This is a genomic window from Pseudobythopirellula maris (assembly GCF_007859945.1).
Lineage (GTDB): Bacteria > Planctomycetota > Planctomycetia > Pirellulales > Lacipirellulaceae > Pseudobythopirellula > Pseudobythopirellula maris.
Genome location: NZ_SJPQ01000004.1, coordinates 94,079 through 120,807 on the forward strand (window position 1 = coordinate 94,079; position 26,729 = coordinate 120,807).

At 66.2% G+C, this 26,729-nt stretch carries 20 protein-coding genes; 8 read left to right on the top strand and 12 right to left on the bottom strand.

Annotation, left to right across the window (positions count from 1 at the left end):
* Positions 1-15: 15 nt before the first annotated feature.
* Positions 16-666 (bottom strand): ECF-type sigma factor, encoded by a 651-nt coding sequence (locus tag Mal64_RS16660; protein ID WP_197525837.1) that lies wholly within the window; start codon positions 664-666, stop codon positions 16-18.
* Positions 667-934: 268 nt separating this feature from the next.
* Here Mal64_RS16660 and Mal64_RS16665 point away from each other — a divergent pair, with 268 nt between their 5' ends.
* The 4 genes from Mal64_RS16665 to Mal64_RS16680 all read left to right on the top strand — a co-directional run bounded on the left by Mal64_RS16665 (position 935) and on the right by Mal64_RS16680 (position 6,828).
* On the top strand, positions 935-2,143 hold the full coding sequence (locus Mal64_RS16665) for a hypothetical protein (protein WP_146402387.1): 1,209 nt from the start codon (positions 935-937) through the stop codon (positions 2,141-2,143).
* Between the two features lie 337 nt (positions 2,144-2,480).
* Complete coding sequence (locus Mal64_RS16670) at positions 2,481-4,445, top strand: ABC transporter permease subunit (protein ID WP_146402389.1); 1,965 nt, start codon at positions 2,481-2,483, stop codon at positions 4,443-4,445.
* A 69-nt stretch (positions 4,446-4,514) separates the two neighbouring features.
* The gene (locus Mal64_RS16675; protein WP_146402391.1) at positions 4,515-5,861 is read left to right on the top strand and encodes a CNNM domain-containing protein; all 1,347 of its coding nucleotides are present in this window, start codon (positions 4,515-4,517) and stop codon (positions 5,859-5,861) included.
* A gap of 4 nt (positions 5,862-5,865) precedes the next feature.
* The gene (locus Mal64_RS16680) at positions 5,866-6,828 is read left to right on the top strand and encodes a CNNM domain-containing protein (RefSeq protein WP_146402394.1); all 963 of its coding nucleotides are present in this window, start codon (positions 5,866-5,868) and stop codon (positions 6,826-6,828) included.
* Positions 6,829-6,873: 45 nt separating this feature from the next.
* On the opposite strand, the gene Mal64_RS16685 is transcribed toward Mal64_RS16680, so the two are convergent.
* On the bottom strand, positions 6,874-7,137 hold the full coding sequence (locus Mal64_RS16685) for a hypothetical protein (protein ID WP_146402396.1): 264 nt from the start codon (positions 7,135-7,137) through the stop codon (positions 6,874-6,876).
* A 348-nt stretch (positions 7,138-7,485) separates the two neighbouring features.
* On the bottom strand, positions 7,486-8,415 hold the full coding sequence (locus tag Mal64_RS16690) for a tetratricopeptide repeat protein (protein WP_146402398.1): 930 nt from the start codon (positions 8,413-8,415) through the stop codon (positions 7,486-7,488).
* 173 nt (positions 8,416-8,588) lie between these two features.
* Here Mal64_RS16690 and Mal64_RS16695 point away from each other — a divergent pair, with 173 nt between their 5' ends.
* Positions 8,589-9,035 carry a hypothetical protein gene (locus tag Mal64_RS16695; protein ID WP_146402400.1) on the top strand — a complete coding sequence of 149 codons (447 nt, stop codon included), beginning with the start codon at positions 8,589-8,591 and terminating at the stop codon, positions 9,033-9,035.
* A 14-nt stretch (positions 9,036-9,049) separates the two neighbouring features.
* Here the strand turns inward: Mal64_RS16695 and Mal64_RS16700 are convergent, their stop codons facing one another.
* Complete coding sequence (locus tag Mal64_RS16700) at positions 9,050-9,829, bottom strand: SDR family NAD(P)-dependent oxidoreductase (protein ID WP_197525838.1); 780 nt, start codon at positions 9,827-9,829, stop codon at positions 9,050-9,052.
* A 215-nt stretch (positions 9,830-10,044) separates the two neighbouring features.
* Between Mal64_RS16700 and pyk the strand changes: the two genes are divergently transcribed.
* From pyk to Mal64_RS16715, 3 genes are all read left to right on the top strand, one after another.
* The gene (gene pyk, locus Mal64_RS16705) at positions 10,045-11,604 is read left to right on the top strand and encodes a pyruvate kinase (RefSeq protein ID WP_146402404.1); all 1,560 of its coding nucleotides are present in this window, start codon (positions 10,045-10,047) and stop codon (positions 11,602-11,604) included.
* Positions 11,605-11,854: 250 nt separating this feature from the next.
* Positions 11,855-14,146 carry a bifunctional SulP family inorganic anion transporter/carbonic anhydrase gene (locus Mal64_RS16710; RefSeq protein ID WP_146402406.1) on the top strand — a complete coding sequence of 764 codons (2,292 nt, stop codon included), beginning with the start codon at positions 11,855-11,857 and terminating at the stop codon, positions 14,144-14,146.
* Positions 14,147-14,987: 841 nt separating this feature from the next.
* Positions 14,988-19,739 (top strand): G8 domain-containing protein, encoded by a 4,752-nt coding sequence (locus Mal64_RS16715; protein WP_315852811.1) that lies wholly within the window; start codon positions 14,988-14,990, stop codon positions 19,737-19,739.
* A 279-nt stretch (positions 19,740-20,018) separates the two neighbouring features.
* Here the strand turns inward: Mal64_RS16715 and ruvB are convergent, their stop codons facing one another.
* The 8 genes from ruvB to Mal64_RS16755 form a co-directional block, all read right to left on the bottom strand.
* Positions 20,019-21,083: a Holliday junction branch migration DNA helicase RuvB gene (ruvB, locus tag Mal64_RS16720; protein ID WP_146402411.1), complete on the bottom strand. Its 1,065-nt coding sequence runs from the start codon at positions 21,081-21,083 to the stop codon at positions 20,019-20,021.
* A 179-nt stretch (positions 21,084-21,262) separates the two neighbouring features.
* Positions 21,263-22,075: an alpha/beta hydrolase gene (locus Mal64_RS16725; protein ID WP_146402413.1), complete on the bottom strand. Its 813-nt coding sequence runs from the start codon at positions 22,073-22,075 to the stop codon at positions 21,263-21,265.
* A gap of 342 nt (positions 22,076-22,417) precedes the next feature.
* Positions 22,418-23,323, bottom strand: coding sequence for an alpha/beta hydrolase (locus tag Mal64_RS16730; protein WP_146402415.1), 906 nt, complete (start codon positions 23,321-23,323; stop codon positions 22,418-22,420).
* Between the two features lie 52 nt (positions 23,324-23,375).
* Positions 23,376-24,674, bottom strand: coding sequence for a hypothetical protein (locus Mal64_RS16735; protein WP_146402418.1), 1,299 nt, complete (start codon positions 24,672-24,674; stop codon positions 23,376-23,378).
* Positions 24,675-24,925: 251 nt separating this feature from the next.
* Positions 24,926-25,549: a Holliday junction branch migration protein RuvA gene (gene ruvA / locus Mal64_RS16740; protein WP_146402420.1), complete on the bottom strand. Its 624-nt coding sequence runs from the start codon at positions 25,547-25,549 to the stop codon at positions 24,926-24,928.
* 136 nt (positions 25,550-25,685) lie between these two features.
* A complete protein-coding gene (ruvC, locus tag Mal64_RS16745) occupies positions 25,686-26,186 on the bottom strand; it encodes a crossover junction endodeoxyribonuclease RuvC (RefSeq protein WP_146402423.1) in 501 nt (166 codons plus the stop codon).
* A gap of 100 nt (positions 26,187-26,286) precedes the next feature.
* Positions 26,287-26,499, bottom strand: a complete 213-nt coding sequence (locus tag Mal64_RS16750; protein WP_146402425.1) for a type II toxin-antitoxin system HicA family toxin — start codon at positions 26,497-26,499, stop codon at positions 26,287-26,289.
* A 2-nt stretch (positions 26,500-26,501) separates the two neighbouring features.
* Positions 26,502-26,699, bottom strand: coding sequence for a type II toxin-antitoxin system HicB family antitoxin (locus Mal64_RS16755; RefSeq protein WP_146402428.1), 198 nt, complete (start codon positions 26,697-26,699; stop codon positions 26,502-26,504).
* Positions 26,700-26,729: the final 30 nt, after the last annotated feature.

Below are 26,729 nucleotides of genomic sequence, written 5' to 3' on the forward strand. Positions count from 1 at the left end.
CCACGCCCGGCGGGCTCAAACCGCCAAGTCGGGCGCCCAAGTGGTGCGGATCAGGCCTAGCTTGCGCTCGACCGTCCGCTCGACCACGCCCAGCTGGCTGGCGATCTCGGCGTTCGTGCAGCCCTCGAGCTTGCGCTGCGCGATGTCGCGGAGCGTGTCGTCCGGCAGCGACGACATCAGCCGCTGGCACTCTTCCTGCATCGCGACGAGGAACTCGGGGCCGAGGTCGTCGTCGGCCGGGTCGACGCCGGCCATGCTCTCCTCGGCCGAGCCGATGCGGAGGGCGGCTTTGCCGCCGCCTCGTTTCTGGGCCATCTGCTTGGCCCGCTGATTGATCGCCTTGCGGGCGGTGATCTTGGCGAGCAGCGACCACAGGTTGCCGCGGTCGCCCAGCATCGGAAAACGGTCTCGCTCGAAGCCGTGGAACAAGCTCTCCAGGGCGCTGAGCGCTACGTCTTCCTCGTCCTCGGCGCCGCGGGGGGCGTTGCCCAGTTTGACCCGAGCGAACGCCACGAGGCGGCTGAAGTAGCGATTCCACAGCTCCTGCTGCGCCGTGCTGTCGTCGCCGTCCTTCAGATCGGCGATCCACTGCGTCACCGATCCGTGCGCGTCGATCTTCGACGTGTCGGCCATGGACTGGTCGCTGTCGTGCGGTCGGGTCGTCACGATGCGTAGCTCGGGCTGGGAGAGGAGGGGCGCCGGGGATTCCCCTTATTACAGGCCCGCGGGGGCGATGCTGTCAACGTTTCACGCCCTACGAACAGTACTTTTGGCGGCGAGAAAAAGATATTGGCGGGGGCTGTCGGGCTCCGTGCGGCGGGGCTGATTGGCGGGGTGTGAGACACCACCCGTCGGGCGGCGCCCCGGCGTCCTGGCGGTGAAAGCGATCCACAACCCACGGGGCGTTCCCAATCTTTCTCCTGAGGAGTGACTTATGAAGACGAATTGGCTGTGCGGCGTGGCCGCGGCGTTGGGACTTAGCATGACGGCCGGCGCCGCCCTGGCGACGATCCCCTACACCCCTGTCACCCCACCTGGCAATCTCGCGTTAGGACCCGGCGTGGTGGCGCCCTCGGACGTGCTCGGCAAAGAGTACTCGCACGACTTCGACGAGTCGACGCTGGGCGGCGGCGGACTGCCCGACCCCGAGCAGGTGATCGCCTGGGACGGCGTGGGGGGCACGGCCGACGGCGTCGACTTCTCCGGCAGCCGACCGAACGACGACACCGATCGCCAGGTCGACGCGATCGCCAACCACGCCGACGCCTTGTTCAATCCTCTGCGTGAAGACCTCGCCCACCTGATCTTCTCACACGACGACCAGATCACGGTTTACGGCGGGCCGGCGGGAGGGCCGTCGATGTTCGCCATGCCTTCGGCCGGGCCGGTGTTGCTGTCGAACGGCAACACAATCGGCGGCGCCGGCGAGGTGAGCGTCGAGCGGGCCGGGGCTTATCACCCCGCCTCGAGCCAGACCGTTTGGGCCAAGCAGCCCGAGGTGAACGGCATGCCGTTGCCGCGCGACGTCGACGGTGTTGAGGTGTGGGGCCCCGAGCCCGGCCTGACGGGCGACGCCGACCGCTACTCGCTCGAGCTCGACTTCGAGACCGGCGCCTCGATCTGGAACGCCTCGGGCACGCCCTACCTGTCGCACCCGATGGTGGTTTCAGCGGTCGAGTCGCTGCTCGGCATGATCCCCGGTCCGGCCATCCTGCCGTACGATAACCAGGAGTCACGCAACGCGATCAACATCGACGCCCTGATGGTGCTCGACAACACGGGCGACACCGAAAGGTTCGACGAGGACCCGGCCGGCGGCTCCGGTGACACGGTGATCTTCAGCATCCGTCAGGTCGTCGACCCGATGGACGCGACCGGCTACTACGCGACCGGCAGCGAGCTGTTCGTGCTCGACGGCCTGGGCGGGGTGAGCTTCCTGAAGCACGGCGGCCACGTCTGGGACAAGGCGTACGCCCTGACCGACCTGAGCGTCACCGGCATGACGCCCGGCGGGTTCGATTACCACGGCGTGATCGACATCAACGCGATCGAGGCGATCGCCCAAGTGCCGGAGCCCGCCGGGCTAGTGCTGCTGGTCGGTGGTTTCATGGCGATGGCGGTCACCCGTTGGCGGTTGGGCTGAGGGAGCCCCGGCGGATCCCAACAAGATTCGAGGCGGCGGGCGGCGGAAGGGGACCCCAGGGAACTGGGGAATCCTTCCGCCGTCTTTTTCTTTGTCGTCTACTTTTTTTGCCTTCTCGGCCATCAAGCCGCGAAGGCCGCTCCAAAGACCAGAGAAGTGGGACAGGATCGACGGGATTGACCCGCTTATTGGCCTGCCTCCTAAAATCCGGTCAAAGACTTCTTGGCGCGTCTTGGCGTTCTAGGCGGCTTGGCGGTTTGTCTTCTCGGCGGCTCGCAAGCCGGAGGGCTTCGCCTATAATGCCAGACTCCCTCGCCCAGCACCGGAGCCGCCTCTTTTGTTCGTCGGACCTGTATTCACGCGTGAGGCGGTCACCGCCCCACGTCGCCTGCCTTTCTTCGTCTACCGTGCGCTGTTCGTCGCCGCCCTGTTGGGGCTGGCGCTCACGGCGTGGCAAATTTTGCTCGGCGCACAGCAGGTGAGCGGCCCGGCCGCTCTGTCGCGGTTTGGCGAGGCGGTTTTTCGGCTGCTCACGCCGCTTCAGCTCACCGTCTCGGTCTTGTTTTCCGCGTTGCTCTCGGCCGCGGCCGTGTCGCAGGAGAAGGACAAGAAAACGCTGATCCTGCTGCTGCTCACCGACCTGCGAAACAGCGAATTGGTGCTCGGCCGGTTGCTCGCAAGCTTGCTCACCGTACTGGTGGTCACGCTCGCCACGCTGCCGTTCTTCCTGATGATGGCGCTCCTGGGGGGCGTGTCGCACGCCCAGATCGGCCGCGCGATGGCGATTGTCGTTGTCAGCTCGCTGGCGGCCGGCAGCCTCGGCTCCACGGTCGCGCTGTGGCGGGAAAAGACTTTCCAGGCTTTGGCGATCACGGCCTTGGTGCTCGTCACCTGGGTTGTCGGCTGGGAGGTCGTTGGCGCCGGCGCCGTGGGCGAGACGATCGGCCCCTGGCGCGCCGACCGGCTCGCGGCCGTCATGAGCCCGTGGCGCGCCTTGGCCGAGGCGTGCGAGCCGCGGCTCGGCGCGGCGTCGGGCTCCGAGATCGTTCCCTTGGGCGAGGCGGATTTGCGGGATGGCGCGACCGGCGCCGTGGGGGGATTCATCGTCGCGGCTTCGCTGGCGGTCGTTGCGCTCAACCTGTTCGCGGTCTTGATGGTGCGGGTCTGGAACCCATCACGCGAGGCCAGGCCGCAGTCGCCGCAGTCCGAGCCGCACTCGAACCCGTCCGAATCCGAAACGCGGCCGCACAGCGGAGCGCAAGGTTGGAGCGCGGACCAAGACACCATCCGGCCGGAGCGTGACGCGCGAGTGGAACGCGCCGTGGCGGCTGTCACGAGCGAAGCGGTTACGGGCGCCGCGACCGGCCGATCGGCCCGAGTGGGCGAGGCGCGCGGCCAACAGCGTGAGGTGCACGCCGCCCCCGGCGCCGCCCGCCAGGTGTGGGACAACCCGATCCTGTGGCGCGAGACACGCACCTGGGCTTACGGCAAGAAAGTGCTGGTGGTCAAGCTGGCGTACGTGGCGATCTTCGTTCTCTGCGCCGTCGCCACGGCCGCCGCGACGCGCGACGACACCGGCGGCGGGGCGATCCCCGCGGCCGCCCAGCCGATGGCCCCGCTGCTCGTGGTGAGCCTGGTGCTGATCAACGCGTTGTCGGTGACGTCGATCACGAACGAACGCGACGGCAAGTCGCTCGACTTGCTGCTGACCACCGACCTCACGCCCAAGGAGCTGATCTTCGGCAAGCTGGGCGGCGTGTTCTGGAACGCCCGCGAGATGGTCGTGCTGCCGCTCGCGTTGTGCGCGTACCTGTGGTGGTTCGGCGCCCTCACGGGCTGGACGGCGTCGTTGCTCGTCGTCGGCCTGCTGGTGATGGACGTCTTCGCGGCCGTCTTGGGCCTGCACGCCGGCATGATGTACTTCAGCAGCCGCCAGGCGATCGGGGCGAGTATCGGCACTTTGCTGTTCCTGTTCATTGGCGTTTCGACCTGCATGCGGATGATGCTGGCCTTGAGCGATTCGTTCGAGTCGCAGCTCGCGCCGTTCCTCGGTTTCATCTTCGGCGGCGGCGTGGGGCTCTACGCCGCGTTGGGGTGGCGCAACCCGTCCTCGGCGCTGGCGTTGGCGTCGTTCGCGGCGCCGTTCGCCACGTTCTACGCGATCGTCAGCTTCCTGATCGGCGACTACAGCCTCGTGGCGGCGGCCACGGTGGCGACCTTCGGCTTCGCCACCGCAGCGATGCTCGTGCCGGCGCTCTCGGAGTTCGATATCGCCACGGGCGCGGGGCCCAAAGAGTCCTGACAGCCCGCCCGCCGCACATTTTTTCGTCGGCCTTGCTCCCAACCCACCCCGGTCTGCTAAACTCGCCGCGTGGAACCCCTCCTGAAGTCGCTGCCCGAATTGCTCGCCATGGCGGTGCTGATGGCGCTCTCGGGATTTTTCTCGTGCAGCGAGGCGGCGATGTTCTCGCTCAGCCGCGAGTCGCGCGCCGCCATGGGGACCGGCCGGGTGCCGGAGCGGGCCGCCATGCGATTGCTCGCCGACCCGGAGCGGCTGCTCACGTCGATCTTGCTCTGGAACCTGGTGATCAACATCGCCTTTTTCGCGTTGGCGTCGGTTCTGACGCTGCGACTGGAGCGGGCCGGCGAGTCGGTGCTTTCCAAGGGCGTGGCGCTCGCCTCGTTGCTGCTGATCATCATCTTCAGCGAGATGCTCCCCAAGAACGTCGGCATCCTCTGGCCGCGCGGGCTGGCCGCCGCGGTGAGCTTGCCCCTGGGCGCCGCCACCAAGCTCGTCGACCCGCTGCTGCCGGCGCTGAGGGCGACGAACAACTTCGCCGAGCGGCTGCTGATCCCCCGGCTCGAGCCGGAGCCCTACCTCGAGCTTGCCGACCTGGAACGGGCCGTCGCGCTCGGTTCGGACGCCAACGACCCCCACCTGGACGACGACCAAGAGCAGTCCGCCCGGGGCGAAGCGCTCGAGGAGCTGGAGCGCGAGGTGCTGCACCGCGTGGTGGCGCTGGCCGGCACGCGTGTCGACGAGGTGATGCGGCCGCGCAAACGCTACGCGATGTTCCGCCCGCCCGTGTCGCTGGTCGACCTGGAAGGCGAGGCCCCGCCGAGCGGCTACGTGCTGATCACCGAGCCCGACAGCGACGAGATCGTGGCCGCTTTGCCAACCACGCGGCTCGCCCTGCTGCCCGCCGAGCACCTGGAGCGGTACGCCGAGAGTGTGGCGACCATCCCGTGGTGCGCCACCTGCTCCTCGGCCCTCAGCGAGCTGCAAGAAACCGGCTGCCGCGTGGCGGCGGTGATCAACGAGTACGGCGACACGATCGGCGTGGTCACACGCGAGGACCTGCTGGACGCGATCTTCAGCGACCCCGAAACCCACGCCAGCGACTGGCACTGGATCCGCCCGGTGGGCGTCAAAGGCGTGGATGGCGACGACGAGACCGCCTGCGAGGCGGCCGGCGGCACGCCGCTCCGCCGGTTGGCCAAGCGATTCGGCGTGGAGTTCCCCGAGTCGAAGAGCGTCACGGTGGCCGGCCTGCTGCACGAGTTGCTGGAGCACGCCCCGCAAGAGGGCGACCGTCTCGTCTGGGGCGGCTTGGTTTGGGTCGTGGTTTCGACGACCGAGGGACACGACGGCTCGGGCGACACGGTGGCTCGCATCGCCCCGGCCTCGCCGGCCGACTTCCACGGCGGGGGGGCCTGACGCCATGCTCTTGGCCCTGCTGCTATTCTTCGTCGGCCTGATGCTCAGCGCGTTCTTCAGCGGCTCGGAGACCGGTTTTTACCGGGCCCCGCGGCTGCGGATGGTGATCGACTCGCTCGCCGGCGACCGCGTGGCCAAGCGCTTGCTGTGGGCCGCCAATCGCCCCACGCTGTTCGTCGCCACGTCGCTGGTGGGCAACAACGTGGCCAACTACCTGGTGTCGCTCGCGGTGGTGATCGCCGCGTCGGTGTGGTTCCCCGGCTCCGAGGCGGCGGGGGTGCTCGTGCCGATCGCGTTCACCCCGATCGTGTTTATCTGCGGCGAGCTGCTGCCGAAGAACGCCTTCCTCGACGCCCCCTACCGGCTGCTCCGCAAGTGCGTGCCGGGGCTCATGATCGCCGGCTTCTTGTTCGCCCCGATCAGCGCGTTGCTGTGGTTGGTAGGACGCACGCTCGAGTGGATCGGCAACGCCCCGGTCGCCAAGCTCCGTGTGGCTCTCGCCCGCCGTGAGATCGAGGGGGTGTTCGACGAGGGGCACGCGATCGGGCTGTTGGCCTCGGCCCAGAAGGACTTGGCGCTGGCGACCTTCTCGCTCGCGCGGCGGCCGCTGAAGGAGTTCATCCTTCCTGTCGCCAAGGAACCGATCGCCCGGGCCGACATGTCGCGGCGCGCGGTGCTGCGTCTTGCCCGGCAGAGGCGGCTCGACGAGCTGCCCGTGGTCAACGCCGACTCACCGCTCGAACCAATCGGCAAGGTGCGCGTGCTCGACTGCGCCCTGGCGCCCGGCGCCGACGGCTTGCCGGTCTTGCCGTTGCCCGTGTTGCGCGACACCGACAGCGCGTTGCGCGCCATCACTCGGCTGCAGACCGACGACGAAACCTTGGCCCAAGCGCGCGACGCGTCCGGCAAGCTGCTCGGCTACGTCCGCTTAGAGAATCTCTACGCCGAGCTGCTGGCGGGCGAATAGCGGGCCCGGCTGCGTCCCTCGCCCACGGCGTGTTGAGCGTCGCGGCTACTTCTGGTAGCCGAGCGACTTCACCACGCCGAGCATCTCTTCGAAGTTGATGAACCGCCGGCGGTTGCGGAGCTTGTACGTGTCGATCGCCGCCGCCAACTCGGCCGCGTCCGGCGAAAGACCATCGTGCGAATTGGTGAACTGCCGCCGCTCACGCGCCGGTCCCCCGTCGGTGGTCGACGAGCGACGGTCGACAAACGCTGGCGTTTGCGAAGGCGTGACGGTCGTGAAAGCGGCTTCGGCGGTGGCGGCTTCGGACATGGCGGCTGGTTCCAGACGGGAGAGGGCGGTTGGCGTGCGCAAGCGGGCTTCTTTGGGAGTCTACGACACGATTCGCCACCGGGACGCTCGGCGGCGAGGCGAGCTGAGAGCGCAGCCCGCACAACCCGTGTCGCCGGTGCGAACCGACCGTTTTTGGCTCCTTCGGCTGGAAGTGGCGTCCCGCAACCAGGGGTCCACTGCGTATTGCCCCTGGGCGTGGAGTCCCGCGACTAGCGGCGCCTGGGCCGTAGGTCCCGCGACCGGCGGCGCCTGAACGTGGTGTCCCGCGACGGCCGGTTCAGGGAAGTGGCGTTCCGCGACGGGCGGTCAACCCAAAGGCCGCAGCGGCTATCGCAAGGTTGTTGCGTCGCCGGTCAGCCGCGCAACCAGCTCTTGGCTGGCGGCGTGGTTCGAGTCGGCCCCGAGCGCGAGTCGCGCCTCGGCCAGGGCTTGGTCGGGGCGGCCGCAGGCGGCCTCGGCGTGCGCCAGGTAGCAGTGCGTGTCGGCGTCGGTGGCGCCGTGGGCGATCGCCAGCCGCAAGCTATCGGCCGCCTCCTGCGGCCGGCCGAGATCGGCGTAGCAACGCCCCTCGAGCGCCAAGACCCCGGCGGGCTCTTCGCCCGGCGCGTAGCTGTCCAGCAGGTGGTGGATCGCCACCAAGCCGCGGTTCGGCGCCCCGCGCTCATGCTGCAAGGCCGCGAGCTCGGTGAGCAACGCCGTGTCGTTCGGCGCGTAACGCAAAGCCTGCTGCGTGTCGGCGAGCGCCCGGTCGGCATCGCCTTGCATGCGGAAGGCCCGCCCACGCAGCGCCCAGGCCGAGGCGTTCTTGCCATCGATCGTGATCGCCTCGGTGGCCCGTTCGCGCGCCGCGGTGGCGTTGTTCGTCGCCAGGTGAATCTCGCCCGCCAAGATCAGCGACCGCGGGTCGCCAGGATCGAACCGGCAGGCCAACTCGGCGTGGGCGAGCGCCTCGGCGAGCGAGCCTCGCTGACGCAGCGCCTGGGCCAAGTGGCGGTTCGTGTCGGCGTCTTGCGGCGAGACCTCGGCCGCCTGTCGCAGCCACGACTCGGCCTCGTACCAGCGGCCCGACTCCATGGCCGACACGCCGCGGTGCCACAGGCTGCGTGACTTGGCGACGTAGTCGGGCACCGGGCTGCGGTCGCGGAGCGTCGCGCAACCGGAAGCCATCGCCAACAACCCCGCCCCCAACGCGCAAACGGCGCGAGTGGTCGGCTTGGGCACGGCGGCATTTCGCGGCGAGTTTCGACGCATACGCATGGAAGGGGTCGGTACGGAGCGGGGCGTCGCGGAGAGTAGCTGGCGCCCCGCTCTCGGGCAACGCCACCCGTTGAGTGCTAGCAAGACGCACGAGCGGGGGGCTCGTCCCTGGTTGGATCTAAGCGCAGGGTGGGGAGGTTCAACGCTCCCCGCGGCGGCGTTATGCTAGCGTCATGCTGAGCCAATACAACGAGAACGGTGTCCGTATCCTGTACCCCGAGGGCTGGAAGCTCGACGAGTCGCGCGACGACGACTCCGCGCTGCAGATCACGCTCGAGAGCCCCGAAACGGCCTTCTGGTCGCTGAGCGTTTACCCCGAGGCGCGGGAAACGGAGGCCCTCGCCGGCGCGGTGCTAGAGGCCCTGAAGGCCGAGTACCCCGAGCTCGATCACACCGAAGCGACCGAGACGCACGCCGGCGTGGAGCTGGCGGGCTTCGACGCCAACTTTATCTGTCTCGACCTGACGAACACGGTCGAGGTCCGCGTCTGCCACCGGGGGGCGTCGACGTACCTCTTGATGCGCCAGGCCGAGGACCAAGAGTTCGTCACGATCGCCCCCGTGATGCAAGCGATCACGGCGAGCCTGTTCTCGGAGTCGTCAGGAGTTGCTAGCGACTAGCAACTCAAAACTCGCTAGCCGCTCATCTTGCGGAGCAGCCAGTCGCCCCAATCGGGGCTGAGCCGTGAGAGGGCGAACAGCAGGCGCGCCTTCTTGGGCAGCACAAGCTCGGACTGGCGCCGCTCGCAGGCGTTGAGGATCTTCTCGGCAAGCCGGTCGGGGTCGATCGCCGAGACCTTGGCCCCGGCGCCCGGCTTGCGGGCAGCGGCGTCGAGGCCCGACGCTTGATCGTCGTAGCGGGCGCCGCCGTCGGGGCGGGCGATCGGGCCGGGGCAGACCAGCAGCGTGTGCAGCCCGCCTCCTGGGGCGGCTCCTTCGCCCATCTCGAGCCGCAACTGCTGGGCGAGCGCCGCCAGCGGGAACTTGCTCGTCGGATAAGCGCCCAGGTTCCGCGGCGCGCTGTGCGTGGCGAGCGAGCCGATCAGCACCAGGCTGCCGCGACGCTCGGCCAGCCCCGCGGCCGACCCCCGCGCGAGTTCGGCGGCCGCCAGGAAGTTGATCCGCCACAACGCCTCGAACTCCTCGGCCGTGGTGTCGACCACGCGGCCACGCATCGAGCGGCCCGCGGCGTGGCACAACAAGTCGAGCGGCGCCGCCTCGGCCGACAGCCGACCGCCGGCGCCCTGTTCGGCCAAGTCGACGGCCGTGGTTTCCACCATCCCGCCGTGCCGCCGCAACCAAGCGGCGGCCTCGTCGAGCTTGCCGGCGTCGCGCCCGGCGATTCGCACCGCGGCGCCGCGGCTGGCGAGCGCATCGGCGATCGCCAGCCCCAAGCCGGCCGATCCGCCGGTCACGAGCGCGCGTTTATCATTCCAATTGGATGGCGGTTGCGGCACAAGGCCAGCGTATCGGCTGCAACGGCCGGCCGCCACGGGCCCTCGGCTGGTATCGGCGAGCTAGAATCCCCTGGGTTTTTGGCGAGAGCATTTTCTCCCCTTCACCTTTGCGGGCTTCCGAGCGACACTGTCAGTGACGCCGGGCGGTCCCCACGTCACCCACCAGGAACCTTATGTCGAGCAACGCCATCGTTCCCACCGACGGGGCTCCCAGCCCTTCCAAACAAGCCAAGCCGGCCGCCGAAGGCGAGTCGCTTTACTACACCAAGTTGGCCCTGCGGGCGCGGACCAAGATTGTCTCGACGATCGGGCCCGCCTGTTGCGACCCCGAAAGGCTCGAGGCGTTGGCCTCGGCCGGGGTCGACGTGTTCCGTCTCAACATGGCCCACGCCGGGCCCGAAGCGCAGCAGGAGCACGTCGACAACCTGCGGGCGATCAGCAATCGGATCGGGTTCCCGATCGGCATCCTCGCCGACCTGGCGGGCCCCAAGATCCGGCTCGGCGACGTTCACGAAGACCGCGTCTTCTGCGAGACCGACCAAGAGTTCTTCTTCATCGAGGGAGACACTCCCGGCGGGCCCGACGAGTTCACCTGCACCTACAAGCCGCTGGTTTCCGAGTTGTCGGTCGGCGACCGAGTGATGCTGGCCGACGGCACCGTGGCGCTCATTGTCGAGGAGAAGCTCGAAGACCGGGTCCGCGTGCGCACCGTGCAACGGGGCGTCATCCGCAGCCGGCAGGGGATCAACCTGCCGGGCGTGAACCTCAGCGCCCCGGCGATCAGCATGACCGACCACCAGCACGCCGAGTGGTGTGCGAAGGCGGGCGTCGACTACGTGAGCCTCAGCTTCGTCCGCACCCCCGACGAGGTGCGCGTGCTGCGCGACATCCTCCGGTCCAACGGATCGAAGGCGCACGTCATCGCCAAGATCGAGAAGGGCGAAGCTCTCGTCCGCCTGGACGAGATCGTCAAGAACGCCGACGGCATCATGGTCGCCCGCGGCGACCTGGGCGTCGAGATCGACGTGGCCCAGATGCCGATCGAGCAGAAACGGATCATCGACGCCTGCCACCGCTACCAGAAGCCGGTGATCGTCGCCACACAGATGCTCGACTCGATGCACGACTCGTTGCAGCCCAAACGCTCGGAGGTGACCGACGTGGCCAACGCCGTGCTGGACGGCGGCGACGCCTGCATGCTCTCGGGCGAGACCGCCATCGGCAAGTACCCGCTCGAGACCGTGGAGATGATGAACCGCATCTGCCGCGCGACCGAGTCGAGCGACGTCCACCGCATCCCCAAGCTGCGCAACATCGTCGAGTCGGCCACCATCAGCGTGGTCACCAGCGCGGTGGTCAAGAGCGCCGGCTCGCTGGCCCGCGACCTCGGGGCCAAGCTGCTGGTCGTGGCCAGCCATTCGGGCCGCACGGCCCTGGGGCTCTCGCAGCAGCGCAGCAGCGTGCCGGTGATCGGCGTCAGCTCGAGCGAAGAAACACTGCGTCGGATGTGCCTTTACTGGGGCGTCACGCCGCTGCGCGGGGCGCCCGCCTGCGACTTGCAAGAACTCATCCGCTACGCCGACCGCTGGTCGTGCCGCGTGGGCTTGTGCCACAAGGGGGACCGCATCGTGATTGTCGGCGGCTCGCACCTGACCGATGGCTCGCAGGCCAACGTGGCGATCAGCGGCGAGCACGACATCATCACTGTGCACGAGATCGAGGGTCTCGAATAAAGAAAGCCCTCCGCTTTCACGCTGCTTGCAATTATTTATGAAAACCTGGGAACAACCTGCGAACCAGCCCTTCGGGGGCTGCGTAGCCTCAGCAACCCGCCGATTTCTATGGTATCGGTCCCAGTCTTAATCAATAATCTTTAGGCAACAACTCAAGGGTGGGCCGAACGCTTCCTCGGCCCCGCGCCACAGCTAGATGACGCGTTAGTACGCCCACGCCCTGCTGATCTTCACTCACCGGATTCCCGCCATGTCTGCCGCTAGCTCCGCCCTCTCCCCGCAGCGCGACCCGCTCTCTTACACCGTGCCGCGCGACGCGATTGCCGGCCTGGTGGTGTTCCTCGTGGCCCTGCCGCTCTGCCTGGGCGTGGCCGTGGCGTCGGGCGCCGACCCGATCGCGGGCCTGCTGGCCGGCATCGTCGGCGGCCTGATCGTGGGCCCTTTGAGCAAGTCGCAAACCAGCGTCAGCGGGCCGGCCGCCGGCCTCGTGGCGATCGTCATCGCCCAGATCAACTCGCTCGGCTTCGAGGCGTTCTTGCTCGCGGTGGTCCTGGCCGGCGTGATCCAGATCGGCATGGGGCTGGCCAAGGCGGGCTTTATCGCCGCGTTCTTTCCCACCAGCGTCATCAAGGGCTTGCTCGCCGCTATCGGCGTCATCCTGGTCCTCAAACAGCTCCCTCACCTCTTCGGGCACGACACCGACCCGGAGGGGGAAATGGCGTTCCAGCAGCCCGATCACGGCAACACCTTCTCGTCGTTGTGGGACATAACGGGCGACGTGCACCTGGGCGCCGCCACCATCGGTTTCGTCTCGCTCGGCCTGTTGTTCGCCTGGGGAAAGATCAAAGCCCTCAAGTCGTCGCCTCTGCCCGCGCCGCTGTTCGTGGCGGTGCTCGGCGTGCTGATGTACATGATGTTCCGCTCGATCGGCGGGCCTTGGGCGATCGAGAGCGGCCACCTGGTGAATGTGCCCTCGAGCGGCTCGTTCAGCTCCTTCTTCGGAGCGCTCAAGTCGCCCGACTTCAGCCGCTGGGTCGACCCGGCCATCTACGTGGGGGCGGTCACGATCGCGTTGGTCGCTTCGCTCGAGACGCTGCTCAACGTCGAGGCGGTCGACCGAATCGACCCCAAGCAGCGCCACACGCCGCCGAGCCACGAGCTGCTGTCGCAGGGCGTTGGCAACGTGGTTTCGGGTATGATCGGCGGCTTGCCGGTCACCTCGGTCATCGTCCGCAGCTCGGTCAACATCGACACCGGCGGCCAAACCAAGCTCTCGACCATCATCCACGGCGTCTTGCTGCTGACCAGCGTGGTGTTCCTGCCATGGCTGCTGAACATGATCCCGCTCTCGTGCCTGGCGGCGATCCTGATCGTCACGGGCATCAAGCTCGCCAGCCCCAAGTTCGTCAAGCAGATGTGGGACGAGGGACGCTACCAGTTCATCCCGTTCGTCGTCACGGTGCTGGCGATCGTGTTCACCGACCTGCTGATCGGCGTGTTGATCGGTTTGGCGGTGGCCATCAGCTTCATCCTCAACAGCAACCTCCGGCGCCCGATCCGCCGCCACATGGAGAAGCACCTCGGCGGCGACGTCATCCGCATCGAACTCGCCGAGCAGGTGAGCTTCCTGAAACGCGGCGCCCTGACCAAGGAGCTCGACAGCTTGCCCGCGGGCTCGCAGCTCGTCCTCGACGCCACCAACACGGACTACATCGACCCGGACGTGCTGGACCTGATCCGCGACTACAAGAACGAGACCGCCCCCGCCCACGGCGTGAAGGTCAGCCTGCGTGGCTTCCGCTCGAAGTACGCCATGGATGACCAAACCGAGCACGTCGACCACGCCACCCGCGAGCGGCAGCAAGACCTCGATCCCCAGCAAGTGCTCGAACTGTTGCTCGACGGCAACCGCCGCTTCCGCGCTGGCGACAAGCTCAACCGCGACCTCACCCGCCAGGTCCGCGCCACCGCCGACGGCCAACACCCGATGGCCTGTGTGCTGAGCTGCATCGACTCACGCGCCCCCGCCGAGATGATTTTTGATTGCGGACTAGGCGACATCTTTAGCGCCCGCATCGCGGGCAACGTGACCAGTCCCAAGGTGATGGGCTCGGTCGAGTACGCCTGCGCCGTGGCCGGCGCCAAGCTGATCCTCGTGATGGGGCACTCGCGTTGCGGCGCCGTGACCGCCGCGGTGAAGTGGGCCTTCCGTCAACCGCTGGGGGAAGAGGCCGCCAAGTGCAGCCACGTCGAGTCGATCCTCGAGGACATCCATCAATGCATTGAGGCTTCGGACCAGTCCAGCTTCGAAGCGATGACTCCCGAGGAACAAGACGAGTACATCGACGAGGTCGCTCGTAAGAACGTCAGCCGTGTGGTCGACGAAGTGCTCGAACAAAGCCCCGTGCTTGCCCGTTTGGAGTCAGAGGGACGGATCATGATCCGCGGCGCGATCTACGATGTGAAGTCGGGCGGGCTGACGGTCTTTGGGCCCGACGGCCAAGAGGGCGAGACCGAAGCGGTCAGCCACAGCCAAGTCTGACCGCCGATTCCCCCCGCCGAGGGGTCTCTACTATTCGATTAGTCGAGTGGCGATTTCGGCTTGGGGCAAGTTGATCCGCTTCGCCCGAGTAGCTCCCCCATGGTGTCCAACGCGCGGTCCCGGCGCTGTTGGCGGGGGGATAGTGCATTCGTGCAATGGGCGTTTAAGCCCATACTCTGCAACTTCTTACAGTGATGCCGAGACCCGCGTTGTGCGGTTTTGGGCATCCTCCGCTCTTTCCTTGCGCCTCTGCCCCGCGACAACTACTAAGCACTTCTTGACCGGATCGTGTTGGGTTGGCCCTCTAGGTGCCGTTGGGCCGAAACAGCCTTAGTAATTGACGCAAACTGTGCAATCTGCAAATATTGCCATATTGCTGTATAGGATTATTTGCTTGAATTCGCGGGCCTAGGCAATGGTCTGCGTGCGTCATTCGAGGCAAATGTCGCACTAGCAACTCTACGGCTAGCCACCGACCAGAGTCCAAGGCGTGAGAGGGCTTTGGTGTCGGTGATTGGCTAGACGCCTCCTCTGAGTTGCTTCGAGACGGAAAAGCACACGAGTTTTTCTCGCTGTGATCGCACGGGAACGGGCTTCGGTTAGGTCCCGCAGACACGCCGTCAGGCGTGTTCGCGTTCAGGCCGATTGGGCGAGCCTCGCCGTCGCAGCGATGAAGAACAGTCACCGCGCAAACGGAACAGAAAGACAAAGGAACTCCACGGCGATGTCTTTTTATCAGCAAGCATGGAAGCGCCTGAAGCGTTCTCTTCAACGCCGCGAGGCAGGCTCAGCTCGCAGCCACAAACAGGTCCTCCGACTCGAGTCGCTGGAGGACCGCCGCATGCTTTCGGCGAGCCCGCCGTACCACAATCTAGCTCTGACGACGCTGATCATCAGCAGCACTAGTGAAGCAAACTCCGTGGTCGTCTCCGAGTCGACGTCGGACATGATCCAAGTGCGGCAGGACGTGCTTGGTGTGGAGCTTGTCACGAGCTATCCGAAGGCGTTGGTCACCTCGTTGCGGTTCTACGGTGGGGCGGGCGACGATCGCTTTATCAACGAGACAGACATCGAGCTATTCGCCGAAGGAAACGGCGGCGACGACTACTTCCAGGGGGGATCGGGCGACGACATCCTGCACGGAGGCGACGGCAACGACACGATCAGGGGCGGGGCCGGCGCGGACTACATCGCCGGTAATCTTGGCGATGACCATCTCACCGGCGGGGCGGGCGACGACCTCATGTTCGGCGGCGTGGGCGACGACCACTTGGAGGGGCACGACGGCGACGACACGCTCTACGGCGGCGACGGCAACGACCGCCTCGATGGCAACAACGGCGACGACCATCTCGAGGGCAACGCCGGAAGAGACATCATCCACGGCGGCATCGGCAACGACAAACTCTACGGGCATCAGGGTTCAGACATCCTGATCGGCGAGGGCGGGGCCAATTACATCGAGGGGAACGACGGCAACGATTACCTCTCGGGCGGTTCCGGCGCCGACCGGATGATCGGCGGCGAGGGCAACGACCGGATCTTGGGCTTCGGCGGCGACGACAGGCTGACCGGCGGTAACGGGAACGATGTGATCTATGGGCATGACGGCGACGACATGCTGGAAGGCGGCCTGGGAGACGACGCCATCTACGGCGGGGCTGGCGGCGACTCGATTCTGGGTCACGACGGCAACGACAACCTCCACGGTGAAGGGGGCGACGACTACATCGAGGGCAACGCCGGCGACGATCTGCTCGTCGGCGGCGATGGCGACGACCGCGTGATCGGCGGCGTTGGGGTCGACCGAATCGAGGGGAACGCCGGCAACGACAAGCTCTCTGGCGGTGACGGCGATGACCTCCTCATTGGCGGCAAGGGCAAAGACCAACTGGAGGGCGACGCCGGCAACGACATCATTTATGGCGGGGCGGATGACGATATCATCTACGGCCACGAAGGTTCTGACACACTCGATGGCGAAGCGGGTGACGACTACATCGAGGGCAACACCGGCGATGACCGCCTCATCGGCGGGTCGGGCGACGATCGGATGATCGGCGGCGAGGGCGTCGATCGCCTCGATGGCGACAGCGGTGAAGACTGGATCTCGGGAGGGGGCGGCGCCGACCTGATCTACGGCGGCGCCGATGACGACGTGCTGGAGGGCGACGACGACAAAGATCTCATCTACGGCGGCGACGGTGACGACCGCATTTTCGGCTACGAGGGAGACGACATCCTCAACGGGGAAGCCGGCGACGACTTCATCGAGGGGAACGCCGGCGCCGACCGGATCAACGGGGGAACGGGAATCGACCGGATTCTCGGCGGTGAGGGCGACGACCGCCTCGAAGGACAAGCCGGCAGCGATTGGATTTCGGGCGGCGACGGCGTTGATCTGATCTTCGGCGGCGACGGCAACGACATGCTCGAAGGCGATCTCGGCAACGATCTCCTGTACGGGGGCGACGGCGACGACGCTCTCTACGGCCACGACGGTGTTGATATCTTGGCCGGCCAATGGGGCGACGATTACATCGACGGGGGTGGCGGCGCGGACCGGATCGAAGGCGGGCTGGGCGTCGACCGATTGCTCGGCGGCGAGGGGGACGATCGGATCGAGGGCCACGACGGCAACGACTGGATCTCGGGCGGCAACGGTGCTGACCTCCTCCTGGGGGGCGACGGCAGCGACCAGATCGATGGCGAGAACGGGAACGATTTCATCTACGGCGGTGAGAATGATGACCTCCTGTTCGGCCAGGACGGAGCCGACACAATTTTCGGCCAGGAGGGAGACGATTACATCGAAGGCAACGCAGGCGACGATCGCGTCTACGGCGGCGCCGACGACGATCGAATCCTCGGCGGCTTAGGGGACGACCTGCTCCAAGGCCACGACGGAGATGACTGGCTCTCGGGCGGGGCCGGTCTCGATCTGCTGTTTGGCGACTTGGGCAATGATCAACTCGAGGGTGAGGCGGAAGCCGACGTGCTTGTCGGCGGCCACGGCGTTGACTTGCTGTTCGGCGGCGACGGCGCCGACATGCTCATCGGCGGCGGGGACATCGACACGCTCTACGGCGAGGGGGGCGAAGATCTCATGATCGGCGCCTCGACCGAGTACGACACGAACCTTGACGCGTTGATCGAGGCGATCGCGGTCTGGGCGGGCGCGTCGGCTTACGAAGAACGGATCGAGCAGCTCTCCGATCCTGAGGCTTTGATCCGTTTCATCCCGGTCGACACGATCCAAGAGGACCTGGTAGCCGACCAGATCGAGGGCGGCGCCGACCGTGACTGGTTCGTGTTGTCCGCATCGAATGGCGTTTACAGCCCCCTGGGCCCGGGTGTTGTTGGTGGTGAGGAGGACTACCGCTTCGGAAGACTGCTGAGTTCCCTGCCGGCGTTGGAGGGTTTCGATCTGATCGATTCGATCGATGAACTCAAAAACCTGGACCCGTCAGAAACCATCCACACCCTGCTGCCGCATCCCGACAGCGAGTCGAAGCTGCTCGAACACCTGAGCCTCTTCCAACTCGTTCGCTATGCGGACGTCACCCACACCGCCGTGGCCAGCGGCGACTGGTCCGACCCGTCGACGTGGGCCAACGGATCCGCGCCCAGCGAGGGGGCGCGTGTGCTGATTCCGTACGGGACCGAGGTTACGATCGACGGGGTTTCGAAGATCGAATTCGAGACGATCCGCGTCGATGGAGCCCTCGGCTTCGCTACCGATGTCGACACCGAGCTGCGGGTCGACACGATGGTTGTCACGGACTCCGGTAGGCTGACGATCGGCTCCGCCGCAGAGCCGGTGCAACGCGGCGTGACGGCTAGGCTTGTGTTCACCGACAACGGCGCTATCGACCGCCAGGCCGATCCGTTCGGCTTGGGGCGGGGTCTGATCACCCACGGCGCCGTCGAGATGCTCGGCGCCGAGGTGACAGCTTACGACGCGGCTGCCAGCGAGATCATCGCGGGCGACAACACGATCCTGCTCGCCTCGGCGCCCATCGGCTGGGCGGTTGGCGACACGATCGTGATCGCCGGCACGGCGATCGGGGGCGGCGAAGACGAGGTCCGGGAGATCCTTGCGATCGACGGCGCCACGGTCACGATCGACCCGCTCGACTACAGCCACACCACGCTCGAGCAGGGGCTCGAGGTCCACTTGGCGAACCTCTCACGCAATGTCGTGATCGAGTCCGAGGGCGATATCAACAGCCGCCTCGGGCACGTGATGTTCATGCACAACCGCGACGTGCACATCGGCCACGTGGCGTTCAACAACTTGGGGCGCACCGACAAAGATCTCGGTGTGACCGACTCGGCCGTCGACTCCGAGTGGAACCTCATCGAGGGAACGGGCGACAACCAGCGGGCCCGCTACGCGGTGCACTTCCATCGCAACGGCGTGCGGGCCGATTCGGCGCCGTCGACCGTCTACGGCAGCGTGGTGAATGGCAGCCCGGGTTGGGGCTTCGTCAACCACAGCAGCTACGTGAACTTCACCGACAACGTTTCTTACGGGGTCAACGGGGCGGCGTACGTGGCCGAGGCGGGCAATGAGATCGGCTTGTTCGACAGCAACATCGCGCTGCACACGACCGGCGCCAATCAGAACGTCGATGACCGCCAAGGGCGCCAAGACTTCGGCTTCAACGGCGAGGGGTTCTGGCTCCAGAGCCCGGGAGTCGAGGTCACCAACAACGTGGTGTCGGGCTCTGAGGGCAGCGCTTACATCTACTACACCCGTGGATTTAAGGTCAACGGCTACGCGATTCCGTACTTGGCGGAGAACCTCTACGACCCCTCGCTAGCCCAGGGCCAGTCGACGATAGCCGTGGATCACGCCCCGATCCTCAAGTTCGAGGGCAACGTTGGCTACGCGTCGCGGATGGGGCTGACCGTCCAATACAATCTGCGAGACGCTCCGCACTCGGCGCAGAGCGTTCTGAGCGATTCGACCTTCTGGAACACGGGAGGGGTATCGCTTCCCTATGCCAACAACACCGTGCTCCGCGACCTCACCGTGCTGGTCGATCCCACGTCAAGCTACAACACGGGTGTCGATGCGAACGCCGTGACTGAGAGCATCGTTTACGACAATCTCCGCGTCGAAGGCTACGCCTGGGCCATACTCGCCGCCCCCGGGGGCGATTCAGTGGTCAATGGTGGGCGTTACATCAGCAAGAACTGGAACATCGTGGTCAACACCCACGACCACAATAACCGTAGGGTGACGGTCACCGGTGACCCGTTCTTCGGCAGCGTCACAGGGGCCCCGATCCAGGACGTCGCCATGCGATTCCGCACCCAGGACGCCATCGGCAATCTGGGCCACGTCTTCCGTTACGGCGAGGTTTGGCTCGATTACGGCGACTATTCGAATCACCGTCTCTATTTCCATCAACAACGCGCCGACTACGTGCCGTTTCCTGAGGCTCAAGACCACATCCCCAGCGAGTACGTGGGACTGACACAATCCCAGCTGTTCGATCAGTTCGGCATCGCGGTCGGCGGTGAGATCGCCCCGGCTGACGCCTTCACAACCCCCGATACTTGGGGGCTGGTGTGGCACGAGTGATGTCCGCCCTGGCGTGCTGATCGTTTAAACGACCCAGGCGCATGCACTTTGCGCCGGTCAGTCGCTTGATGGTGGCTGCTGAACCCTGGCGCCCGGAGTAAGCCTCTCAGGCCTAGTGCGAATCGCACGGATACGTAGCGTGGGTGGCGGTGTGATTCGACGTCGATATGGCGAAAACAACGCTACGGCTAGCGGTAGTGCGATCTAACGCTGCGCTGGGAGCCGAGTCAGGCTCTCTAAAGGGCTCTCGTCAAACAGCGTTTACAGCCGGGCCTGTGTTTACAGCCCGTCCGGCGCCACGGCGCCGAGATGCTCGTAAGCCAGGTGCGTGAGCTTGCGGCCGCGGGGGGTGCGTACGACCAGCTCGCTGCGCAAGAGGAACGGCTCGACCTCGTCGGTCAATGTGTCGACGGCCGTGTTGAGTGTGTGGGCGATCGCCTCCACGCCGGCCGGTCCGCCTTTGAACACCCGCATCAGCGTCTCTAGGTAGCGACGGTCTTGCGGGTCGAGCCCCCGCGGATCGACCCCCAGCATCTGCAGCGCGTCTTCGGCTACACGCAGCGTGATCTCGCCCGCGGCGCGGCTCGTGGCGTAGTCGCGGACCCATCGCAGGCGGTTGTTCACGATCCGCGGCGTGCCGCGGCTGCAGTGGGCGATCTTCTCGGCCGACTCCTGGTCGATCGCGACATTGAGCTTCTCGGCGTTGCGCTCCACGATCTGTGTGAGCTCCGGGAGGCTGTAGAAGTCCAGGTGTTCGCGGATGGCGAACCGGTCGCGGAGCGGCGCGGAGAGCAGCCCGGTGCGTGTGGTGGCGCCGATCAGCGTGAACGGCCGCAGGTTCATGTTCACCGTACGGGCGCTCATCCCCTCGCCCAGCGTGATGTCGATCCGGTAATCCTCCATCGCCGGGTACATGAACTCCTCCACCGCCTTGGGCAGGCGGTGGATCTCGTCGATGAACAGGACCGATCCTTCCTCGGCGTTGGTGAGGTAGGGCAGCAGGTCTTTGGGCGCGGCGAGAGCGGCGCCGCTGGCGATCTGGAGCGTGACGCCCAGGTCCCGTGGAATGCAGGTGGCGAACGTCGTCTTGCCGAGACCGGGGGGGCCGTCAAAGAGCACGTGGCCCAGGGGCTCGGAGCGTTTGATCGCCGCGTCGACAGCGATCTTGATCCGCTCGTAAACCTGCCGCTGGCCGATCATCTCGACCATGCTCTTGGGCCGCAGCGCGGGGTCTTCTTCGCGGGGGGCGTCGGGGGCGCGATTCCAGCCAGCGCCCTCGGCGGAGGGCTCTTCGGCGGCTTCGGAATCGATGGCGTCGGCGGTGAGTATCCGTTCACGTGGCATGGCGTTGAGTCTACCAGAGGCCCGGACGGGACGGAAACGTCAAACACAGGCAGGACAGATCGAAAAGCAGCACGATAGGGCATTGAAGGGGGGCTTTGCCCCCGATAACGCGCATCAAGCGATCTGCAGCTGGCGCGCTCTTATCGGCGTCGGAGACGCCTCCCACAATCTGACCTGCCTCAGGCCACCGACGGGGTAGCTAGCGTCGGCGCCGGATCGAGCAAGCCGTAGCTCGTGGGCGTTTCGTCTTGGGCGAGGAACTCGCGGAGCTTGGCGTAGAACGCCGGCGGAGTGGAATCGAAGTGATTCCCGCCGCGGACGGTGTAGAAACGCTTGTGTGCCGAGGGGCAGGCGGAGAACAACTCGCGGGCGAATTTGGCGGGCACCACGCGGTCGCGCGTGCCGTGCATCTGGAACAGCGGGCCTGTGTACTGCGAGATGCGCTCGACCGAGTCGTAGCGGTTACGCATCACTTGGCGAACGGGCAGCCACGGGTAACGGTAGGCCGCCACGTCGGTGAGCCGCGAGAAGGTGTTCTCGAGCACCAGCGCCCTGGCGCCACGTTCGGCGGCGATGGCGGTCGAAACGGCCCCGCCCAGTGAGCGACCGACAATCACGAGCTCCTCGGGCAACACGCCCGCACGCTCGGCCAGCCACTGCTGCGCCGCCAGGCCGTCGGCCACACAGCCAGCCTCGGTGGGGACGCCCTGGCTCTTGCCGTAGCCGCGGTAGTCGTAGACCAGCACGCTAGCGTTCAGCGATTCCTGCAGGCGGGCGACCACGTTGATGAGGTTCGCCACGTGCTCGCTCTGGCCGTGCGAGTAGAGCACCACGCAGTCGGGGTTTTCGACCGGCGCGTACCAGCCGTGCAGCCGCACGCCGCCGCTCGACTCGAAGTGGACATCCTCTTTGTCGAGCCACTTGGTCTTCCAGTTGCCCCGATCGATCGAGGGGGCAGGGTAGATCAACATTCGTTCGACGTAGCTAATCATGGCGGGAGCAGGCGTGCTTGCTGGGGGGAGCTGAGGAACTCGGGCGAGAACGCGCGTGCTGTCGTGAGGCGGGAGGGATCGAGCGACCTGGGGCGAGCCAAGCCTGTGGGGGCGTGACAATGATGTCGTTCGGGGAGGGTAGGTAATATCGGCTGAGCGGTAGGGGGCCGTCAATGGGTTAGCAGCCCCAGCTCAAGGGTACGAGTTTAGTGTCCTGAGCGTTTGCGTAATTTCAGCAGGGACATGCATTTTGCCAAGAATCGCCGCGGCCGGCCGCAAATCGAGCGGCTGCCCAGACTTGGGGCGTTTGATCAACCGGGCGAGCGTCGGGTTGAGAGACGTTCAGAGCCCGTCTGGGCCGGTTGCGGCGGATGTGGCGGTATCGAGAAATTGCCGCATTTCTTCGAAGCATTCCCGCGGGGGCGTGTCGTTGTGCCCTGCATGGGGTATCTCGACAAACCGTTTCGGCCCGCCAGGCGCCGCCTCGAACAGCAAACGCCCCTGCTCGATCGGCACAACCCAGTCGTCCGTGCCGTGCATCGCGAAGACCGGACCGTCGTGCTTGGCGATGCGAGCGAGCGAGTCGAAGCGGTTGCGCATCAGCAACCGAACGGGCAAGAACCGGTAATGGTGCGCCGCCGCGTCGGTCAGCCGAGTGAACGCGCTCTCGAGCACCAAGGCCTTGGCGCCTCCAGCGGCGGGCTCGCCGTCAGCCGTTTCGTCGGCCGCCAACGCGCACGCCACCGCCGTGCCTAGCGAGCGGCCGTAGAGCACGACCTCGGCGGACGCCACACCGGTGCGTTCGGCCAGCCACCTTCGCGCGGCGGCGCCGTCGGCGATCACGCCGCGTTCGTACGGCTTGCCCTCGCTCTTGCCGTAGCCGCGGTAGTCGAACACGAAGATCGAGGCGCCGAGCACGTCGCGCAGCAGTCGCATGCGGGCCAGGTTGCGCGGCACGGTCTCGCCGTTGCCGTGGCAGTAGAGCACCGCACGCGGCGCCGCGCCGTTCGCCACTGTCATCTCGAGCTTCTCGTGCGGGAAGAACCAGCCGTGCAGCCGCACGCCGTCGGCCGACTCGAAGCTCACGTCCTCGGCGTCGGGCGGCACGAAGCTGGCGATCGTCTCGTCGGCCACCGGAGCCGGGTAGACGAGCCGGCGTTCGAGCATCATCAAGATCAAGGCGAATCCAGCAAGGGAGAGCAGCACCACGCGGGCCAGCCGCACTCGCCTTCGAAGGCGTGGTTTCATGCGAGCGGCGTGCGTGAGGGGGGCAGGGGGGGCGAATCGGGAGAGGCGTTTCTCAATCGCCCATCATAGCCTTGATCACGCCGCCGACCACCGCGATGACCAAGGCGACCGCCAAGCGGCGGAACCAACGCTGCAAGTACCACGGCCGGCCGCCCCCCAGGCTGACGGCCAGCGCCTCGCCGATCTCCTCGTAGGTGATCAACTCGCCCACAGGCTTGCCGCAGAAGGGGCAGCTGTCGCCCGAACCGAACGCAGCGGGGTAGTCGAACACATTGTCGCAGTGATAGCACTCAGCGATGCCGATCCTCTCGGCGTCGCCAAAGGCTTCGTCGAGCTTGCGCATCATCGCCAGTTCTTCCGCGGAGTACTCTTCGTCGTCGTACTCATCGTACTCCTCGTCAGTCTCCGCGTCAGGCGTGTCCTCCCCGCCGCCTTCGCTCGCTTCGGCGGTTGGGGGATCGGAGGTCGTATCGCTTTCTTGTGATTCTGGTTCTTGTGATTCTGGATCACGCGAGAAATCGGCGCCCGGCTCTCCCGCAGGCCCATCATGAGACTTCTCACGGCGGTTCGACTCGCCTCGGGCTGTGTCGCGGCGGCCCGCGCTGCGCGGGGTAGCAAAACGCTCCCTGGGAGCAGCCACAGCCACGGCTTCCGGTTCGGGAGACGGCGACGACTCGACGCGGGAGGGCGTTTGACGTTTGACGGTCGTGACGCGTATTGCGTGAGCCGGGAGCGACACGCCCGGCTGGTTGTGGAGCCAATCGAGGTCGTGGCTGCTGAGCCGAGCGAATCGGACACCGACCTCGCGTTGCTTGTAAAGCAGCACGACCCCCTCCTCTTCGAGACGGACAAAGCTCGCCTCGATCGTGCGGCCGTCAACGTCGACCCACTCTCGCTGTTCTGCGCGCGGGGCGTCGGCGGGAGCATCGACCGGTGGGGTGAGATTGGCGAGATCGGCGGGCAGCGTGGCGCCGATGTGGAGGTGCAGCTTGCGAAGGTGCTGCAGGTCGCCGCTCGTCAGCTCGTCGGGGTAAATCAGCGTGACCTCATCGCCATGGGCGACACGCAGCTTGCCGTTCTCAAACGACTCGAAGCCGCCGCGGGGCTGCGGGCCGGTGGGTCGGCCCCAGCGTCTCGACTTGGTGAGCTCGTGGTAGCGGTCGATCCATTCCCGGTCGGCGCGGTCGAGTCGATAGAGGCGGAGCCAGTCTTCCGTGCCGTCCTCGAGCTTGACCGTGACATGCCGGCCGCTGCGGGAGACGTACTCCCCCACGATCGTTTCGCCGTTGTACGTCCAACTGCGCGCTGGAGCGGACGAGCCGATTCCGAGCAGCAACGCGAAGAGCAGCATCGCCGCTGACGACGCAGATGACGGAACAAGCAGAACCCGGGCGCAAAGCGCCCTACGCCACGGCTGGATCGTTCGCGGGGCCATCGCGATTCTCCGCTATCAGGAGATGTCGGCCCGCGTGCGGCAAAAAGCCTTTCTGCGGGCCCGATGGCCGCTTCAGCTGTCCGGTGGGCGATTCTAACCGGACGGCGCCGCGGCTGCAAAGTTGAGCCTGCGGGGCGCCAATTAGGTTGTCGCGTTGCAGATGGGGCTCAAGCGCTGCGTTGCTCGTACACGGCGTGCAGCAACGCCTCGACGTCCTTGAACTTCTTCTTGCGGCCGGCGGCCTCTTCCAGCAGGCGGTGGGCGTCGGCGTCGCTGTGCCCCAGAGTGCGGAGGATCTCGAACGCCTCGGCCAACAGGTCGCGCTCGACCTCGCCCCCTTCAGGCAGCTTGCGACCGACCATCAGGGCGAACTTGGCCGCTTTCCTGCGCAGCTTGGCGACCACCCGCTCGGCCGTGGCCGGCCCGATGCCGGGCAGCGCCGACAGGCCTTTGACGTCTTGCTCTTCGATCAGTGTGGCGAGTTCGTCGACGGGACGGACCATCGCCCGCAGGGCCTTTTTGACGCCGACGCCGTCGACCTGGCAGAACATCTCGAAGAACTCGCGCTCCACCGCGGCGAGAAACCCAGCAAGCCGCGGCGTGAGCTTGCCGCGGCTGGGGTCGCCGTCGATGTACTCGAGCGTGTGCAGACTGACCTTCTCACCGACGCGACCCTGCAATTGCCGTCGCACGAACTCGGGGATCAGCACCTCGTACTCGAACGGCGCCGCAGCGAGGGTGGCGGTGTCGCCCGTTGCGGCGACCAGTTTGCCGGTGATTTTGGTGATCATGGTGGGGGGCTTTCAGCGGTCAGCACTCAGCGATCAGCTTCATCGAAAGCAAGATTAGAACGCTAAGCTGTGCCCAGTCAAAGTGGGAGGCATGACTGGCGATGAGCTGACAGCTGAGCGCCGACCGCCGAATCCGTCAAAGCTGGCCGCTGACCGCTGACGGCTGACAGCTCAAATACCAGTGTGTAATCGCGATCGCCAGGGCGTCGGCCACGTCGGAGGGCTCGGGGAGATTGGGCAGGTCCAACTCTCGCTGGATGGCGAGCTGCACCTGGGCCTTCGGCGCCCGGCCGGCGCCGGTGACGATGCGCTTCACCTGCGTGGCGGCGTAGTGCTTCACGGGCAGGCCCGCTTGCGTGGCGGCCAGCACGATCACGCCGCGGGCGTGGCCCATCAAGATCGCCGTCTTCGGCCGCTCGTAGTGTGAGTAGAGCTCTTCGAGCGCAACCGACTCGGGCTTGAGCGACTCGATCACGTCCGTGAGCCCGGCGTGGATCTCGCCGACCCGGTGAGCGAGCGACTTGCCCTTGCCGCCGCGCACGACGCCCGCCTCGACGAGCCGCACCTTGCGGGGCGCACAGTCGATCACGCCATAGCCGGTGGTGTTCAGTCCGGGGTCAATGCCGAGGATACGCATGATCTAAGTACGAGGGAGGGCGCCACGGATGACACAGATGAACACGGATGACGGGCGAGATCACAGAATCGTGCTTATCCGTGGAATCTGTGGTCAAATCTCAGAGCAGCTTCCGGAATTCCTCAACGGTCAGCCCCGCATCGCGGACGATTGATCCCATCGTGTGGGCGTTAATCGGGTTGTGCCTCGGGATTGTGAGTATCCGCTCTCCGTCGGTCATGACCGTGTGCTTGCCTTGCCTGGCTACGACGAAATCAGCCTTCTCCAATGCGCGGATCGCGTCTTGGTGATTGACCCCAGGAAGTTTCGGCAAGGTTACGCCTCCACTTCCACTTCACGCACGTCACGCTCGGACCAGAGCTCGTTCTGTACCGCTAGGTACTCGCGGATGGCGTCTTGAATGTTGGCCATCGCCTCTTCCTCGTTGGCGCCCTGCGAATGGCAGCCAGGCAAACCGAGCACCGACGCAGCGACGCCCTCATCCGATGGTTGCAAGCTGATCTTGTATCGCACTTATGGGTTCCCTTTAGTGGTTTCAATCCA

Coding starts and splice junctions, on each gene's coding strand:
- Mal64_RS16715 (WP_315852811.1), top strand. CDS start 14,988: ATGCTTTCGGCGAGCCCGCCGTACCACAATCTAGCTCTGACGACGCTG.
- Mal64_RS16695 (WP_146402400.1), top strand. CDS start 8,589: ATGCTGAGCCAATACAACGAGAACGGTGTCCGTATCCTGTACCCCGAG.
- Mal64_RS16665 (WP_146402387.1), top strand. CDS start 935: ATGAAGACGAATTGGCTGTGCGGCGTGGCCGCGGCGTTGGGACTTAGC.
- Mal64_RS16735 (WP_146402418.1), bottom strand. CDS start 24,674: ATGCTGCTCTTCGCGTTGCTGCTCGGAATCGGCTCGTCCGCTCCAGCG.
- ruvB (WP_146402411.1), bottom strand. CDS start 21,083: ATGCCACGTGAACGGATACTCACCGCCGACGCCATCGATTCCGAAGCC.
- Mal64_RS16690 (WP_146402398.1), bottom strand. CDS start 8,415: ATGCGTATGCGTCGAAACTCGCCGCGAAATGCCGCCGTGCCCAAGCCG.
- pyk (WP_146402404.1), top strand. CDS start 10,045: ATGTCGAGCAACGCCATCGTTCCCACCGACGGGGCTCCCAGCCCTTCC.
- Mal64_RS16725 (WP_146402413.1), bottom strand. CDS start 22,075: ATGATTAGCTACGTCGAACGAATGTTGATCTACCCTGCCCCCTCGATC.
- Mal64_RS16685 (WP_146402396.1), bottom strand. CDS start 7,137: ATGTCCGAAGCCGCCACCGCCGAAGCCGCTTTCACGACCGTCACGCCT.
- Mal64_RS16680 (WP_146402394.1), top strand. CDS start 5,866: ATGCTCTTGGCCCTGCTGCTATTCTTCGTCGGCCTGATGCTCAGCGCG.
- Mal64_RS16710 (WP_146402406.1), top strand. CDS start 11,855: ATGTCTGCCGCTAGCTCCGCCCTCTCCCCGCAGCGCGACCCGCTCTCT.
- Mal64_RS16730 (WP_146402415.1), bottom strand. CDS start 23,323: ATGAAACCACGCCTTCGAAGGCGAGTGCGGCTGGCCCGCGTGGTGCTG.
- ruvC (WP_146402423.1), bottom strand. CDS start 26,186: ATGCGTATCCTCGGCATTGACCCCGGACTGAACACCACCGGCTATGGC.
- ruvA (WP_146402420.1), bottom strand. CDS start 25,549: ATGATCACCAAAATCACCGGCAAACTGGTCGCCGCAACGGGCGACACC.